At 61.8% G+C, this 15,878-nt stretch carries 12 protein-coding genes; 7 read left to right on the top strand and 5 right to left on the bottom strand.

What is annotated here, in order from left to right; all coding sequences use genetic code 11:
* Positions 1–189: 189 nt before the first annotated feature.
* The 5 genes from ACFZPT_RS05940 to ACFZPT_RS05920 all read left to right on the top strand — a co-directional run bounded on the left by ACFZPT_RS05940 (position 190) and on the right by ACFZPT_RS05920 (position 8,726).
* Positions 190–3,792 carry a hypothetical protein gene (locus ACFZPT_RS05940; RefSeq protein ID WP_143506401.1) on the top strand — a complete coding sequence of 1,201 codons (3,603 nt, stop codon included), beginning with the start codon at positions 190–192 and terminating at the stop codon, positions 3,790–3,792.
* A gap of 199 nt (positions 3,793–3,991) precedes the next feature.
* Positions 3,992–4,351 (top strand): response regulator, encoded by a 360-nt coding sequence (locus tag ACFZPT_RS05935; protein WP_034097955.1) that lies wholly within the window; start codon positions 3,992–3,994, stop codon positions 4,349–4,351.
* Positions 4,352–4,599: 248 nt separating this feature from the next.
* The gene (locus ACFZPT_RS05930) at positions 4,600–6,000 is read left to right on the top strand and encodes a DUF1254 domain-containing protein (RefSeq protein WP_034114310.1); all 1,401 of its coding nucleotides are present in this window, start codon (positions 4,600–4,602) and stop codon (positions 5,998–6,000) included.
* A 144-nt stretch (positions 6,001–6,144) separates the two neighbouring features.
* Positions 6,145–7,713 (top strand): J domain-containing protein, encoded by a 1,569-nt coding sequence (locus tag ACFZPT_RS05925; protein ID WP_034113760.1) that lies wholly within the window; start codon positions 6,145–6,147, stop codon positions 7,711–7,713.
* The gene (locus ACFZPT_RS05920; protein ID WP_034097961.1) at positions 7,713–8,726 is read left to right on the top strand and encodes a DUF3829 domain-containing protein; all 1,014 of its coding nucleotides are present in this window, start codon (positions 7,713–7,715) and stop codon (positions 8,724–8,726) included. The genes ACFZPT_RS05925 and ACFZPT_RS05920 overlap by 1 nt, the downstream gene beginning before the upstream one ends.
* Here ACFZPT_RS05920 and ACFZPT_RS05915 read toward each other — a convergent pair.
* Positions 8,723–9,394, bottom strand: coding sequence for a DUF3313 domain-containing protein (locus tag ACFZPT_RS05915; protein ID WP_034113762.1), 672 nt, complete (start codon positions 9,392–9,394; stop codon positions 8,723–8,725). The two genes, ACFZPT_RS05920 and ACFZPT_RS05915, sit on opposite strands and share 4 nt — an antisense overlap.
* A 190-nt stretch (positions 9,395–9,584) precedes the next feature.
* Between ACFZPT_RS05915 and ACFZPT_RS05910 the strand changes: the two genes are divergently transcribed.
* Positions 9,585–10,277 carry an aspartate/glutamate racemase family protein gene (locus ACFZPT_RS05910; RefSeq protein ID WP_034113763.1) on the top strand — a complete coding sequence of 231 codons (693 nt, stop codon included), beginning with the start codon at positions 9,585–9,587 and terminating at the stop codon, positions 10,275–10,277.
* On the opposite strand, the gene ACFZPT_RS05905 is transcribed toward ACFZPT_RS05910, so the two are convergent.
* The 4 genes from ACFZPT_RS05905 to ACFZPT_RS05890 all read right to left on the bottom strand — a co-directional run bounded on the left by ACFZPT_RS05905 (position 10,274) and on the right by ACFZPT_RS05890 (position 14,306).
* A complete protein-coding gene (locus tag ACFZPT_RS05905; protein ID WP_034097965.1) occupies positions 10,274–10,786 on the bottom strand; it encodes a GNAT family N-acetyltransferase in 513 nt (170 codons plus the stop codon). The genes ACFZPT_RS05910 and ACFZPT_RS05905 overlap by 4 nt on opposite strands.
* 60 nt (positions 10,787–10,846) lie before the next feature.
* Positions 10,847–11,914 (bottom strand): DUF1176 domain-containing protein, encoded by a 1,068-nt coding sequence (locus ACFZPT_RS05900; RefSeq protein WP_034113765.1) that lies wholly within the window; start codon positions 11,912–11,914, stop codon positions 10,847–10,849.
* Positions 11,915–11,968: 54 nt separating this feature from the next.
* The gene (locus ACFZPT_RS05895; RefSeq protein WP_034113766.1) at positions 11,969–13,108 is read right to left on the bottom strand and encodes a glycerate kinase; all 1,140 of its coding nucleotides are present in this window, start codon (positions 13,106–13,108) and stop codon (positions 11,969–11,971) included.
* A gap of 91 nt (positions 13,109–13,199) precedes the next feature.
* Positions 13,200–14,306, bottom strand: a complete 1,107-nt coding sequence (locus ACFZPT_RS05890; protein WP_034097970.1) for a sugar diacid recognition domain-containing protein — start codon at positions 14,304–14,306, stop codon at positions 13,200–13,202.
* A gap of 160 nt (positions 14,307–14,466) precedes the next feature.
* On the opposite strand from ACFZPT_RS05890, the gene ACFZPT_RS05885 reads away from it, so the two are divergent.
* Positions 14,467–15,777: an MFS transporter gene (locus ACFZPT_RS05885; RefSeq protein WP_034113767.1), complete on the top strand. Its 1,311-nt coding sequence runs from the start codon at positions 14,467–14,469 to the stop codon at positions 15,775–15,777.
* Positions 15,778–15,878: the final 101 nt, after the last annotated feature.

Genomic DNA, 15,878 nt, shown 5'->3' with positions numbered 1-15,878 from the left:
TGGCGGTTAGCCACCTTTAGCGCCCTCGCCGCGCGATGTTTGCTCGTATTTATCTACATATAGGCTGACAACTTGGGCAAACGGTTCTGCGGAACGCTCTTGTCTGCAACGGACACCTAATGACACGCCTCGGGTACAGGGATGTTCGTCAACAAGGCACTTCCAACCATGACCAACAGGTAGCCCGCGATGAATGCAGTCAACACCCCACGTTTGCCCACTCCCTCTGTCCTGGTAAATCCACCATTGGCATCGGTTTCCCGATTACCGTCGGGCGCGAGCACGGCTCAGGCTCTTGCAAAGCCTGAACAGTCCTCCTCTTCCGGCACGCAGAGCCTGCAACAGGCCCTGGCCGACCAGCGTAACTGGCACGAATTGGCACAGGCGCTCTTCAGCCTGGTCAAGGAACTGCCGGCGGACGCCGATGAACAGGCCGTGGCTGCCGCGTTAAAAGCGCGGTCGATGCCGCGCCACCGGGCCTCTGGCACTGCTACCACCGTGAACCTTGACGCGTTTATCAACGAACAACGCCTGGCGCAGCCTACCCGCCGCCACTACGTTGTGTACTTGGCCGAGGCAGTGGCCCAGCGGGCACTGCAGTCGCCCCTGGGCAATTTCGGCGGTGGGCTGTCCTGGCCGATCCCCTTGAGCGTTGCCGACCAGAGCAAAATCGGCACGCTGGTGGACAAAAATACCGCAGGTCTGCCCGGTCTGCCGCTGGAGGATGCGCGCAAAGGTGCCCTTGGTTATCTGCTCGAACAGACCCCGTTGTCCGACGCCGAGCTACGAGACCCGCCCAACGCCCTGGCAAAACTGGTGGCATCCCCTCGCGCCCAGGCGCTTGGCCAGGCGATCCAAACCGAATTGGGTGGCGCTGACACCCCTGGCAGCGTCAATGACTACGTGCTCGCGGCCATCAACATGGGCCTGGACCTGGACTCGATGTTCGTCCCCCATCGCAACCATGTGGCCGGATTCGATCTGGCCAGTGAGCAGCACTGGGGCAAGGCGCCGTCCGATATCGTCAACGGGCTCAGCCTGCACTTGGTCAAGGAAGGTCGCGCCACCCATGCAACAGCGAGGTTCGCCGCGCACTTGCTACTGGCGCGGGTGGCGCCTCAACTGCTCGTCAAAGAGATACCGGCCGCGCTCACCTATGGCAGCCAGGCCTGGGCCAGTTTCTGTATCGCCGCAGCGGCAGTGGAGGCGCAAGCCCCGGGGACGGTAGCCAATATGACGTTTGCGCAAGTCATGCAGGCAGCAAAAGGGTCCGGCGCGTTGGCCCCCGAAGGTGCGCAGAGAGGGGCTTTAGTGGACTGGTCGGTGGTCAACGGTATGTTGCCCAAGCGCGAGAACGACAGTTACACCGCTGATGAGCTGGACAGCGCCAGAAGCGCCTATAACGCCCAGCAATCCGAACGACTCAACGCCTCGGCCCAACTGAGTAGCGAGCTGCCCAGCCGCAAACAGATCGCGTTGCAAAAGCTGCGCGAGGCCTTTGGCGATAACGTACCGTTCGAAGAAAAACTGCTGAGCGTAGACGATACCAGCACCCCCTATCAGGGGCCGCTCTATGACCCGAATCGACGACCGGCCGGGCGGTACTCGCTGCTCGACATCGCCATGATGGAGCTGCGCGATTACACCTGGAAAACCACCGACCCGCGCATTCCTATCGCAGCGGTCAACGCGCCGCTCGCGCTGGGCGTGAACAAGGCGTTCAACGAGCAATTCAAACAGACCATCGATTCACACAAGCAGGGCTTGGGGACGCTGGTCAAACAGCTTGTCTCCCAGTTGCCGCCCGCCGACCGCCAGAATCTGGAGCACGGCAAGCTGGAGTTCTTCCAGAAGAAAACCTATGAACTGGGATTGGATTTTACCTCCCGCACCCTGCACCACACGGATCAAAAGCTGTTGATCAAGGCCACCGGCGCGGACGGCGTGACGGTGTATGAAGTGGATAGTAAGCGCGGCACGATCAATAAGGTGCCCGAGAGCGAACTGACCCGGCGCCGGGAGCGCAACGCCAATCACGAAGAAAAAATTGAGGCGTTCGTGCCCAAGAGCGTCGCAGCCGGCGATTTTGCGCTCAAGCCCGCGGATGGCACGCTGGCACCAGCCACCTTTACCTCGGCGCGCACTCAGTCGATTGCCGATGCGTTTGTGGAACACCTCGATATCGACAATGCACAGGTGGTCAAGCAAGCCAAGGGGGTCACCCCTCTGGACAAGCAAAATGAGGTGGAATGGAAGCTCGCGGATTTTTTCTTGAACCTGGTGCCGCTCAGGTCCGCTATCGTCAACTTTCAGAATGGCAACTATGCCGATGGCGCCACGGACCTGGCACTGGACATGTTCAGTTTCGTGACCGCTGGAGTGGGAACGGCGGGCAAAGTGGCCAAGGCCGTCAAGAGTTCGGCGTCGACGACGGTCAAAGCCCTCAACACGGCGAAGGTGATCGGTGCCGCCGCCATCGGCGCCTTCAACCCCGTGAGCGGGGCCGGCGACTTACTGGTCGGGGCTGCACGGGTTACGCAGGCGGTAGGGCGAACGATTGCCAAAGGCACACGTGCCGTGGCTAACACAGGGGTGTCCCTGGTCACCCAAGGGGTCAATGCCCTGCGCGGCGCAACGGGCGCGTATGACTTGGTCCGGGCCAACAAAGGCTACGCCACGCTATCGGCGGGTACGTTCACCCTCGCGGACCGAACCGTGGAGACCACCGCGGTGCTGCACAACAACCAATGGCATGCCTACGACGTTGCCCGGCAACAGCCGTACGGCCCCGCCTTGGCGGACTTCAAACCTGCGGTGCCGCCAACCCGAGATACGCCGCTCCACGGCTTTTTCGACCGCATTTACAACCTGCTCCAGCCTGAAAACGCTCAAAGCGCTGTCACCCGCCTGACCAAGGAGGAGCATAAGAACTTTATCGCCAAATATAACCACGGCATGCGTAAGGAAAACCGTGCAGCCTTTGACCAAGGTTTCGACTACGGCAATCCGAGTGATATTCCCGGTTATTCACCCAACCTGAACATTCCCGATCTGCAGCGCCTGTCGCAGTACTGTTTCTCTCCCGAAGACATGGGCACATTGGCCAAAGCCATCAAGCAAAAAGCTATCGCGGAATCTTTCCACCGCCTGGCGTACTTTGAAAAAGATATCGCCGCAGCAGGCGGGCATTTGCATCGGATGCCCCAGGACTTCTATCTCAGCCTGGTCAATATGGGCTCCGAGGGCGAATGTGCAGGCATTTCCAACGCCATGGCCCTTGCCATCGGCACCGGTAAAGAACACACACTGCTGAGCAATTTCTACACCGCCGCCGCTAACCCGAACGTGCCAAGCAATGCCGCTTTTATCAAAAATATAGAGACCCTACAAAAGGTCACCGGCACGGAAACCCTTTATCACATGGGCCAGACGCCTCGGCGTGTGCCCTATACCACCATTATCTCGGAGTTGGCCAATGCCACCGAATCAACCACGCTTAGAGTCGCATCGGAACACCACGCGCTGCTCGCGGGTGTAAAGGTCGACGGTGCGAGCAAGCAATGGTTCTATTTCGATCCCAACTATGGGTACGTCACGTTTGATTCGCCCGATTCGATGAAGAATGGTCTGGAGCGCACGTTGAACAGGGGTATATCGCCCTATCGACTTGACGCCTATAAGCGCGATTCCGCTGTTCCCGAGTATCAGATAAGTCAATTCTCCCCCACAGACCTGACCCCAGACCGTACGGGTAATGTCGACGTATCGAGCCTCTCCACTGCGGTCCTATAAGCCGTGCCTGCGGCCCCGACGTTGCTGCACCCAGCGCGCCGGGGCCGACTTGCTGCCGCGCATCATCCGGGCAAGACATTCGCGCAGACTCCCGTCACAATACGCGCGCCAGGGGAACTTGCTGCGATCGACACGACTCACTAGAGGATGGTCTTTGCATTCACACGACCTGCACCTCCAATTTTCGGGAAACCTCACTATGTCCGCAGCCTCCTCCACCATCCTAGTAGTCGAAGACGACAACATCGTGCGCATGTTGATCGTCGATGTCCTCGAAGAGTTGGAGTTCACGGTCATTGAGGCGGCCGACGCAGCGGAGGCGCTGGGCATGGTCAATGATGAAAGCCAGCTGATTCAGCTGATGATGACCGATGTGGGCCTGCCGGACATGGACGGCAAAGAACTGGCAGCCAAAGTACGCGCACTGCGGCCCGGCTTGCCGATCCTGTTTGCCAGCGGCTATGCCGAAAACATCGACGCGCCGGCGGACATGCATGTGATTGGCAAACCGTTTTCCATCGATCAACTGCGTGACAAGGTCAAGTCCATCATTGGCTGACTGCCTTCATTTCCTCGCCTGCGCCGTACCTTCAACGCCTGCCATTAGCTCTTATCGCGCAGGGCGATAGGCGCGTAGACACTATCCCATCGATCAATCGGTCGTACAGGCCAAAAGACTTCCAGCGAAACTGGGTGCAAACTCTGCCGGCCAGCGATTACCTGCCGTACGCACCCGCGCACGAGGCCTACTTCGATAAAAGCTGGAAACTCAATGACATCACCCAGTTCCCTAAGAGACGCAACAACATGATCAGAAAACCGACGCGCCTGCTGTTAGCGAGCCTCTCGATCCTCCTGAGCAGCGGCGCCTGGGCCGATTTCACCGCCACCCCGAGTGAAGCGCGGGCCATCGCCAAGGAAGCCTACCTGTATGGTTTTCCGGTGGTGGAAATGTACAAATCTCTCTACACCCAAGCCGTCGACAAGGGCGGCGCCAACTTCAAGGCGCCGTTCAACCACATCGGCAATACCGCCCAGGTGTTCACGCCCAAGGACACCGCGTTCGTCAGCCCAAACGCCGACACGCCCTACTCGTTCGTGTGGATGGATCTGCGCCGCGAACCGCTGGTGCTGACCCTGCCCAAGATTGAAGACAATCGTTACTACTCGGTGCAGTTGATCGACCTCTACACGCAGAACTTCGCCTACCTGGGCACGCGCAGCACGGGTAACAACGGCGGCCACTACATGATCGCCGGGCCAAACTGGAAAGGTCAGCAGCCGGTGGACATCGATCGCGTGGTCTATAGCGAGAGCAATATCGCTTACGCGCTGTACCGCACGCAGTTGTTCGACGAGAAAGACCTGGGCAAGGTGAAGCAGATTCAGAGCGGCTATAAAGTCCAGCCGCTGAGCAGCTACGTCAAGCAAGCCGCACCGGCCAATGTGCCAAAGGTCCAGTGGCCAAAACCCACCGCCACTATGAGCGACAGCCCGCAACTGTTCCGCTACCTGAATTTCATGCTGGCGTTCGCCGCCCCCCAGGACAGCGAGAAAGACCTGCTGGCGCGCTTTGCCAAGATTGGCGTCGCCCCGGGTGCGCCCTTCAAGTTCAACCAGCTCAGCGCCGAACAACGCAAGGCCCTGGAAGAAGGGATTGCCGACGGCAAGGCCGAGTTTGCCGCGTTCAAAAAAGACAAGATCGACACCCACCAGGTGTCTAACGGCGACCTGTACGGCAGTCGTGATCACCTCAACAACAACTACTTGTACCGCTACGCTGGTGCCAACATGGGCATCTTCGGCACCTCCAGCGACGAAACCGCCTACCTGAGTTATGTCGTCGACAGCGAAGGTAAACCGGCGAACGGGGCACGTCATAGCTACACACTGCATTTCAACAAGGACCAACTGCCACCGGCGGACGCGTTCTGGTCGCTGACCATGTACAGCGCCAAGACCCAGCAACTGGTGCCCAACCACAAGAAGCGCTACTTGATCAATTCAAGCATGTTGCCCAGCCTCAAGCGCGATGCCGATGGCGGCCTGACCCTGGCCTTGCAACATCACGAACCGCCCAAAGCCGAACAGAGCAATTGGTTGCCGGCTCCCCCCGGTCCGTTTTACGCCGTGCTGCGGATTTACCTGCCCAAGCCTGAGGTAGGCAGCGGTCAATGGAAACTGCCGCCGTTGACCCCGCTCAAGTAACACCGCGAGCTCGGCTCCGGCGAGTCCGGACCGAGCACGTCACTTTCCGATATCAGGCCGACAGCGCCAACCTGTACTACCGCTGGTTTATTGGCTGCTAAAACGGGTAAGGTGCGCGCGATTCCTCACGGAGCTGCACCGCACATGACTTGCTGGGATGTCCTTGATCTGCCCCCGGATGCCGATAGCCGCACCATCAAGCGCACCTACGCGGCGCTGCTCAAGAAAACCCGGCCGGATGATGATCCCGAGGGTTTCCAGCGCCTGCGCGAAGCGTATGAAGCGGCCCTGAGCTGGCAAGAATCGGTCGTGGACGACGCGTCTGCCGCCGTTGCGGTCGAAATGGCTGCACCAGAACCGGTGGACGGCACCCTGCCCCAGCGCTATCAGCAGGCCTTGGCCCAAGGTAACGGCCTGGCATTCGAAGTGGCGCTGCTCCAACGCTGTATCAGCAACGACGCCGTGAGCGATGAGGAGCTTCGCTGGGCGTTTGACACCTTCCACTGGCTCAGTGCCTGGCAGCGCCTGGAGCTGCCAGCGCAATGGCTGGATGCCCTTGCCTCTCAATGCAGGCAGGCGTTGCGCAGCCAATTGGCGCTGGCACTTGCACAACGTAATGAAACGGACTTCCTCGATGCGTACGCCCGGCGTGACGAGCACGCCTGGTTGCGCCAGCCGGCGCACGCTCAATGGTTCAACCAGACACTTGCCACGTTGCTATGCGACGGCTACTTCTGGTTGCCTGCGTTGTTCGAGGCCGTCCGCGCCGGGCAGGGCTGGCCGCACGGTGGCGAAAACCCCTGCCCCGAGGATGAATGGCAGCACCTGTTGCGGCGTGAGCAAGGGCCGGCGTTCATTGCCCACCAGCGTGCGCTGGCTGTCGCGCCGCCGCACACTGCGCAACAGCGCGCCGCTCGTTTGCTGTTGGCGCCGATGACACTGGGGCAGCGACGTGCATTCGCCCAGCGCTTGAGCGAGGCCGACTGGGAGGCGTGCCGAGCGCTGGCCGCGCGCATTAAAGCCGATCATCCCGACGTTGCGCTGTCCCTGCCCGGCGGTACGGCTTATTTCTGGCAGGAGTGGGAAGCGGCTGTCGACGCTTGGCCGCTGGCGCTGGCGACAGTGCTGGGCTGTGTGACAGGTGCACTGTTCCAGGCGCCGTGGTTTTCAGGAGTCCTGGTCAGCACACTGGGGCACGCGTTGGTATGGTCGATGGCCTATGTCGTGGGCGGCGCCCTGGCCTGGCAAGTGTGGCGTCCGCTGGTACATCGGGTCCGCGTCCTGGATGAAAGCCTCGCCGTCAGACTACCGACGCGACTCTGCCCTACCCGCCTGCCGTTATTGCCGCTGCGCGATCTGTTGCCGGGGGCGATCATGAGCGTGGCCATCAGTGTTCAATTCGGCGCGGTTGCGGGCCTGGTGATGGTGGCGACCCTGGTCGTGATCGGTGCGGGTAAGCGTCAAGCCCGCACGGGCTACAAAGAATGGTCCACCCGCCATCCGCGCAAGACCATCGGTGTATGGGGCCTTGTCACTTTGCTCCTGACAATGATGTTTGCAGCGCTCAAAAGCTTTGACAGTCATTATCAGGTGGGCCGCAATCAAGGCCTGCAACAGTGGACAGAGCGCGTGTGCAGCCGCATGCCGAGAACAGCACAACCCTGCCAGGCCCCCGCGACCCAGGCACAGTGGTACGGTCAGGAGGCTGAGTGATGAAGCCAATCATGTTGTACCCCGTCGGGGTGGTATTGATCCTGTGCCTGTTCAGCCTGGCCGGCGCCAGCAAACAACTGCAGATTGTGCAGTGGTGGCTCAACCAATTGGACAGCCCCCAGACTGCAACGGCCGGCGCGCTTGCGCCGATCATCGATTGCGTTAACCGCGTGGACCGCGATACTCGGCTGGCCTACTACTTGCTGACTCAGGTCGACGCCTCAGTCCGGACGGCTGAGCGCTCCGGCGCCGCGAACTTGCCTCGGGAAGAATTTGGCGACAACGCCGAGCCGCAAGCCCGCCTGATCCAAAAGCAGATATGCACCCCTGCTATTACCCTCCAGCTGGAACGCCAGGCCCCCGGCAGCCCATTGATCACGGCCACGCAGCAGTACTTGCAGACCCTTCGCAGAATCAGCGACGTCGGCACGCTGCTCAGCCCCAACCAAACCCCCGGCGCGAAAACGCCGCAGCAGCAATTATTTGGCAACGTCATGCTTGACCAGTTGAAAGCAGAACTAAGCCGTAACGGTGGCGGCTACCTGTCGGCATCCGCGGCTCTGCGTGACGATCTGACGCGTGAGGAGCTGCGTTTGCGCCCCCTACAGCTGGATTTACTGGAAGCACGTCTGGGCCGAGACCTGCATTGGCACCTGCTCAATTACATGATTGCGTCGCGCCAGTCGATCGATCGGATCGACCAAGGGGTACGCGCTGCCGACCTGACACCCCAAGCCCTGGCTGCGTTGACCGCTTCGGTTCAGCGTGCCCAAGAAAGTGCCGCAGCCTTTGTCGATCAGATGCCGGATAAAGAACTCACTGAAGAAACGCTGCACCTTTGGTACACCCTCAGAACCCCCGCCGATACCTACCTTGCTGCCCTGCAAGGCATGCTTCAAGACTGGCTCAACCACGCCACCCCGCAACAGCTGAGTGACGACTATGACCTCGTCACCCGCCGCTACGACGTCCTGCTCAGCTATTACAACCGGCCGGCACGCAATGCGTTTTAGTGCTTTTTGAATTTCACATAGGACTGATGCAGGTCTGAAGCCCAGCCGTCGATCACGTTTTTCACGTCATCGGCTTTCATCACCTGAGCGTCGTTCTCCAAGGGCTTGCCGGTGCCTTTGCGCACCACTTGGGCCAGGACTTTCCCCGTGGCGCCGTCGAGGAACTGCGCCTCGGTGCCGAGGGTGGTTTCTTGATCGCGAATGCCGGTGCCGGTACTGACCGCCGCCGCCACCAGTGCTACCGGGATGAACTCATAAGGTTTAAGCCCTTCGGTCTTGCTGCTGACGGCAGTGATGGCCGCGCGCACCACGATTACGCCTGGGCCTGGGGCATTGGCCAAAGGCAAGGATTTTGCCAGCTCACGCTTGAGCGCCTGGTTGTAGTAGGTGTTAATGCCGTTGAGGGTGCTGTCAGGGATTTTCGCGGTGGCCTGGGGTTTGGGATAGAACTGGGTCGGTTCGATGTACACCGCGTTATAGCGACTCAGGTCCAGTTGGGGATCGACCCAGCGCATCACTTCGACGCCTGACGGTGACTTGGCTTGCTTGAGTTGGCTGTAGTTGGAAAGAAAGCCCGAATATTCATCCGGTTGCGTGACCTGGCTGGCGCAGCCTGCAATCCCAAGCGAAGCCACGCACAACGTACTGACCATTAGCCTTAGTTTCATCATTGAACTCCCTGGCAGTCATCATCGAAGGGCGGAGCTGTAGGTATAGCCAATCCTGGGGAAATGGTGCGCCCACTCGACTGATCAAGCCGAGATGACAAAAACTGCACCGGTCATTTGGCGGGCAACTGCGTATGACTAATCAACCGTCGGTAAGTAAGGTGGAGCTCCCCCCTATCAGGAGCATCACATGCGCACCATCGGCCTTATCGGCGGCATGAGCTGGGAGTCCAGCGCCGAGTACTACCGCATCATCAACCAGCGCGTGCGTGACCAGCTCGGCTCGCTGCGCTCGGCGCAGGTGTTGATGTACAGCGTGGATTTCGGCCCGGTGGCGCAGGCGCAGCACGATGGGCGCTGGGACGACGCGGCGCAGATCCTCGAAGACGCGGCGCGACGACTGCAAGCCGGCGGCGCGGACTGCGTGGTGCTGTGTACCAACACCATGCACTTGGTGGCGCCGCGTATCGAAGCGGCGATCTCGATTCCGTTTCTGCATATCGCCGACGCCGCTGGCCAGGCGGCCTTGGCGGCCGGCACGCTCAACGTCGGCCTGCTGGGCACGGCGTTCACCATGGAGCAGGATTTCCTCAAGGCGCGCCTGGCCGAGCATGGCTTGAACGTGCTGGTGCCGGAGGCCGAGGAGCGCCAGAGCGTGCACCGCATCATCTATGAAGAGTTGTGTGTGGGGATCATCAGCGACACCTCGCGCGACGCCTATCTGCGCATCATTGCGTCGTTGGCTGCCCGTGGTGCCCAGGCGATCATCCTCGGATGCACGGAAATCGGCCTGTTGATCAAGCCGGAACACACCAACCTGCCGCTGCTGGACACCACCGCGTTGCATGCGCAGGCCGCGGTGGCGTTTGCCTTGCAGGATTAAGTCGAAGGACGCAAACGCGCCATGCTGACGGTGTCGACGTAGACGCCGTCACGCAGGGCGTAGTCGCGCAGCACCCCTTCCACCTCGAAACCGAACGAGCGGTACAGACGTTGCGCGGCCTGGTTATCGGCAAATACCGTCAACTCGACGCGGTGCAGGTTCATCCAGTTGTCGGCCACGTCGAGGGCTGCCTTCAACAGCCGCGAGCCGACGCCCTTGCCCTGCCAGGCAGTTGCCACGCCCATGCCAAAGGTGCCGACATGGGCCTGGCGCACGCGCAGGTACTGTTGCAGCCCCAACTGCCCAATCACCTCGCCGCCGTGCAATGCCACCAGTTGCAGGCGACGTTCGTCGTCCATCACCAAACGCTTGCGCCACACTTCAATCGACTGGAACGGCATCTGCAGTACCTGACGGCACACCGCCGGCTCGTTGTAGAGCGCCGCGACGCCGTCAAGGTGGGCCTCGGTAAAGCGCTGGATGACGATATGGGGTTCAGGCGCGTGCATGGGTTTCATCCTTTGAAAGACATGTGGTCGGCCAGTGTAGAGGCGCCGACCGTCCGCTGCCTAGGGCGCTGGAGCGGTTGTCCACAACGAAGGCCAGTCGCCGTAGGCCACCCCGGTGCAGCGCGACATCATGTGAAACTCGCTGAGCTGGAAAGCCTTGCCGTCAAACAACCACACCGCCCCGGCCCCGCAATCGCCGAGCCCGCGTTGCTTGTAGAAGTAACTCAGGGTGCCGGTGGCTGGGTCGTAGCCCACCGAGCCTTGCAGCGCGGCGCCGTCCAAAGGCAGCGACTCCAGTTGCAACGCGGTCTGGGCATATGGTGCCTGGCGCGCGCGACGCACCACCTCGTATTCGCAGTTGTAGGCCGCGCAGTCGTAGCTCAACACGGTCATGGCCTGCGAGGCAGTCAACGCACCGGCACTGGCTTCGGGTGGCGGCGAGTCTTCTTGCGCCGTTTCACCTTTGAGGGCCTCGGCCACCAAAGCTTGCTGCTCCTCGGCGGTCAACGCCGGCGCACCGGGGAATGGACGCAGCAGCGGCGTCGGCAAACGCGCCGGCACGGCACTCGCCGCACCTTTGCCGGGTCGTGCCAGTGCGGTGACGTTATCCACCCGGCCTTGCACCGCATCCATCAACAACAGCGATGCACTCAACCCACTCAGGGAAACGTGGGCATCGGCATCGCCGGGCAGCTGCAAGCGCTGGCCATCGCGCAAGCGTTGCAACCATCGGCGCGCGGCGGCGTCGTCAAGTACGCCAAAGGATTGCACATGGGGATCGCCGCCCTGGTCGTCCAACTCCACCTGCAATGCCTGGGTCAAGTCATTGCCCAGGGGCTGGCCGTCCAGTTGCAGGGTCGACAGGTCCGCCGTCTCCCCCCGATGGTCGAAGCGCAGGCGCAAGTAGCCCTGAGGGCCGGCCTTGTGCCAGATATGCAAGGTCAGTGAGCTGTAATCTTCTTCATTGGCTCCGCTCGGTGCGCTGAGGGCGTGGCAGTTGCGCAGGTTGTCGCAACCGACCACCCACTCCTTGATGTCCCGCAGCAGCGGCACGCGTTCGCTAGCGGGTTGTGCAAAGGCTTGGGCAGAGGAACCGGCCAGCAGGGCCAGGAGTACGGGGCGCAACATGGGGACTCTCCGTGTCTGAAAAGGCGCGGATTGTCCCATGTTCGGCCTGTGGCGTCAGCGCCCGGCGGCCACGCGCCACACCCGCGCAATATCCGCCGCCCGCTCGCGCAACAAGCGCGGTGCCTCGCTGCACGCCTGCTCAAGGCTGATGGGCCCGCTGGGCAAGGCGAAGGCGGCGTCGACGCCGTGTGAGTACATCTGCTCGTAGCCTTCACCGAGGGTGCCGGCGATGACGATCACCGGTACGCCGTGTTGCCGGGCGATGCGGGCCACGCCGAACGGGGTTTTACCGCGCAGGGTCTGGGCGTCGAAGCGGCCTTCGCCGGTGATGACCAGATCAGCACCGCGCACGGCGGCATCCAGGCCCACCAAGTCGGCAACCACCTCCACCCCCGCGCGGAACTGGGCGCCGAGAAACGCCTTGGCAGCGAAGCCCAGGCCGCCAGCGGCGCCGCTACCGGGTTCGTCGCGCACATCGGTAGGCAGCACCCTGGCGCAGATGTCGGCAAAATGGCCGAGGGCAGCATCGAGCTGTTGCACCTGCTGCGGGCTCGCTCCTTTTTGCGGGCCGAAAATCGCCGAGGCGCCGTGGGGGCCGCAGAGGGAGTTATTGACGTCGGCAGCAATCTCGAAACGCACCTCGGCCACGCGGGGGTCAAGGCTGTCCAGGTTGATGCGCGCCAATTGCGCCAAGGCCAAGCCGCCAGGTGGAAGGGGCTGGTCGTCGGCATCGAACATTTGCACACCCAATGCCTGCATCGCCCCTGCACCACCGTCGTTGGTGGCGCTGCCGCCGATGGCCAGGATGATGCGCCGAGCCCCCGCCTCCAGCGCCGCGCGGATCAGTTCACCGGTGCCGAAGGTGGTGGTTCGGCACGCGTCGCGCTGGTCCGGCGGCAGCAGTTGCAAGCCGCTGGCTTCGGCCATTTCGATGATCGCGGTGTGGCTGTCGGCCAACCAGCCCCAGCGTGCGTCCACCGGGGCGCCGAGCGGGCCGCGCACGGTCTGGCGGCGCAACTCGCCGTGGCAGGCGGCGAGCACCGCGTCCACCGTGCCTTCGCCACCATCGGCCATCGGGCACTGGATCATCTGCGCGTCCGGCCAAACCTGGGCCAACCCCTCGACAATCGCCTGGGCAACGCCTGCGGCGCTCAGGCTGTCCTTGAACGAGTCGGGGGCGATGATGATCTTCATGGGCGTTCTCCGTTTTTTATAACGCCCATGCTGCCAGTTGGCTGCGGCAATAACGCCGGTCCGATGCACAAGTGCGGCGCAGGTTTGTTGTTCATTCCGACAAATCCTGGGGCAGCAACTGCACGCCCAGGTACAAGGCAAGCATGCCATCGAGGGTCAGCGGGTCGACACCGCTGAGTTCGGCGATGCGCTCCATGCGATAACGCAGGCTGTTGCGATGGATGCCCAAAGCGTCGGCACACGCCTGGCTTTGCCCGTCGTGCTCGCACCAACTGCGCAAAGTTGCCAGTAATTGGCCGTTGCCGTCCTTGGCCAGTACTTTGCGTAGCGGGTTGAGCAATTCATCGAGGGCGTCGTCGTTGCGATGACGCCACAGCATTACCGGCAGGCGATAGCGATTGAGGGTCAGCACTTGCGTATGGGGCAGGATGTCCCGGCCATAGGCCAACAGGTCCCCGACCCGCCGATAGCAACGGCGCAGCCCCGCCAGCCCGTCGGCCTGGCCACCCACCGCCACACGCTGGATCTGCCAGCCGTGGCCGGCGAGTTTTTCCAGCAGCTTGGGATTGTCCACCGGGAGCCCGGCCGGTCGGCACCACAACAATGAAAACTGCGCCGAGCTGACGCACCAGCTGTCGGGATAACGCGCAGCCAGCCAGGCACCAAGGTCCTGCGCGGAGGCGCCCGCGCCCAGCTCGAACAGGTATGGCGTACGCGACAGATGCGGCTTGAGCCCCAGTTGCTGGGCTTCGTCGACCAGGCGCGGCGAGTCGCCGGATTCGGCAAGCAACAGCGCCAGCAGGTCGTCGCACCGCTGGCGGCGCCATTGCTGTTCGGCTTGTTGGTGACGGTGGCTGACCAGCATCTCGGCGGTCATGCGCACCAATTCGGCGTAGGTGCGCAGCAGTTGCGGTTCACCAGTGATGCCCAGCACACCGATCAGGCGTTGATCGTGCATCAGCGGCAGGTTGATGCCGGGCTGCACGCCTTTGAGGTGCTTGGCGGTGTGGCCGTCGATTTCGACCACACGACCATTCGCCAAGACCAATTGCGCGCCCTCATGGCGAGTGTTGATGCGCTCGGGCTCGCCGCTGCCCAGGATCAAGCCCTGGCTGTCCATGACGTTGACGTTATAGGGCAGGATGGCCATGGTGCGATCGACGATCTCCTGCGCCAGGTCATGATCCAGCTCGAACATGGGGTTAACTTCCTGCAAGGCGTGGTTGGTCATCGGCACAGCGCAAAGGCACCTTCACTGTGCGCGAGCACAAAGACAGCCCCCTGCTACCTGGCCGAGACTCTTGGGGCGATCAACGTTACCCTCGCATCGCGAAAAATCATAATAAAGAGAGAACGCCATGTCACAGAGCGCCGCTGTCACCCAGGCCAACGATGACGATAAAAACGCTGTCTACAAGCGCGTGACCCTGCGCTTGATCCCCTTCATTTTTATCTGCTACCTGTTCAATTACCTCGACCGCGTCAACGTCGGCTTCGCCAAGCTGCAGATGCTCGACGCCCTCAAGTTCAGCGAAACCGTGTACGGCCTCGGGGCCGGGATCTTCTTTATCGGTTACGTACTGTGCGGCGTACCGAGCAACCTGGCGCTGAGCAAATTCGGCCCACGGCGCTGGATCGCCCTGATGATGATCGTGTGGGGCACGCTGTCCACCTGCCTGCTGTTCGTCAGCACGCCGACGCACTTCTACACCTTGCGCCTGTTTACCGGTGCGGCCGAAGCCGGCTTCTTCCCCGGCGTGGTGCTGTACCTCTCGCAGTGGTTCCCAACCTTCCGTCGCGGGCGGATCATGGCGTTGTTTATGTCGGCGATCCCCGTGTCGGGCCTATTGGGCAGCCCGTTTTCCGGCTGGATCCTCAACCACTTCGCCGCCGGCCAGGGCGGTCTGGCCGGTTGGCAGTGGATGTTCCTGCTCCAAGGCATCCCTACCGTGGTGCTGGGCGCCCTCGCCTACTTCCTGCTCAGCGACAGTTTCGCCCACGCCAAATGGCTCACGCCCCAGGAACGCGCGGTGCTGGAAGCCGACCAGGCCACGGACCTGGCGAACAAGCCCAAGACCACCAGCGACTCCCTCGCCGAAGTGTTCAAGAACCCGGCGATCTGGGCATTTGGCCTGATCTACTTCTGCATCCAGAGCGGCGTGTACGCCATCAACTTCTGGCTGCCGTCGATCATCAAGAACCTGGGGTTCAGCGATAACCTGGTGATCGGTTGGCTCAGTGCGATCCCGTATTTGCTGGCGGCAGTGTTTATGCTGCTGGTGGGCCGCTCCGCCGACCTGCGCAAAGAGCGGCGCTGGCACTTGGTCGTGCCCATGCTGATGGGCGCGGTGGGCCTGGTGATCGCGGTGAATTTCGCTACCACGCCGGCCATTGCGATCCTCGGCCTGGCCATCGCCACCATGGGCGCGCTCACTGGCCTGCCGATGTTCTGGCCGGTGCCGACGGCGATGCTCAGCGCGGGTGCCGCCGCCGGTGGGCTGGCGTTGATCAACTCCATGGGCCAGATGGCAGGCTTCCTCAGCCCATATATCGTCGGCTTTGTGAAAGATGCCACCGGCTCCACGGATATGGCCCTGTACCTGCTGGCGGCAGTGATTGTGGCGGGCAGTGTATTGGCATTGCGCATGACTCGCTCATTGCGCACATAAGCCATGACTCAGGATGCGCCGGGGCTGGCGCATCCTGAGCCTGCATAACCGTTATAAGCTTTTTGCTTTTTAAACCTGTCAACCTTGACAGTACCCGCTGC

The sequence above is a fragment of the Pseudomonas sp. MD330_10 genome, from assembly GCF_042610415.1.
Classification (GTDB): domain Bacteria; phylum Pseudomonadota; class Gammaproteobacteria; order Pseudomonadales; family Pseudomonadaceae; genus Aquipseudomonas; species Aquipseudomonas rhodesiae.
Note: the sequence above shows the minus strand (reverse complement) of the source record. Positions and strands in the feature narration are given on the sequence as shown.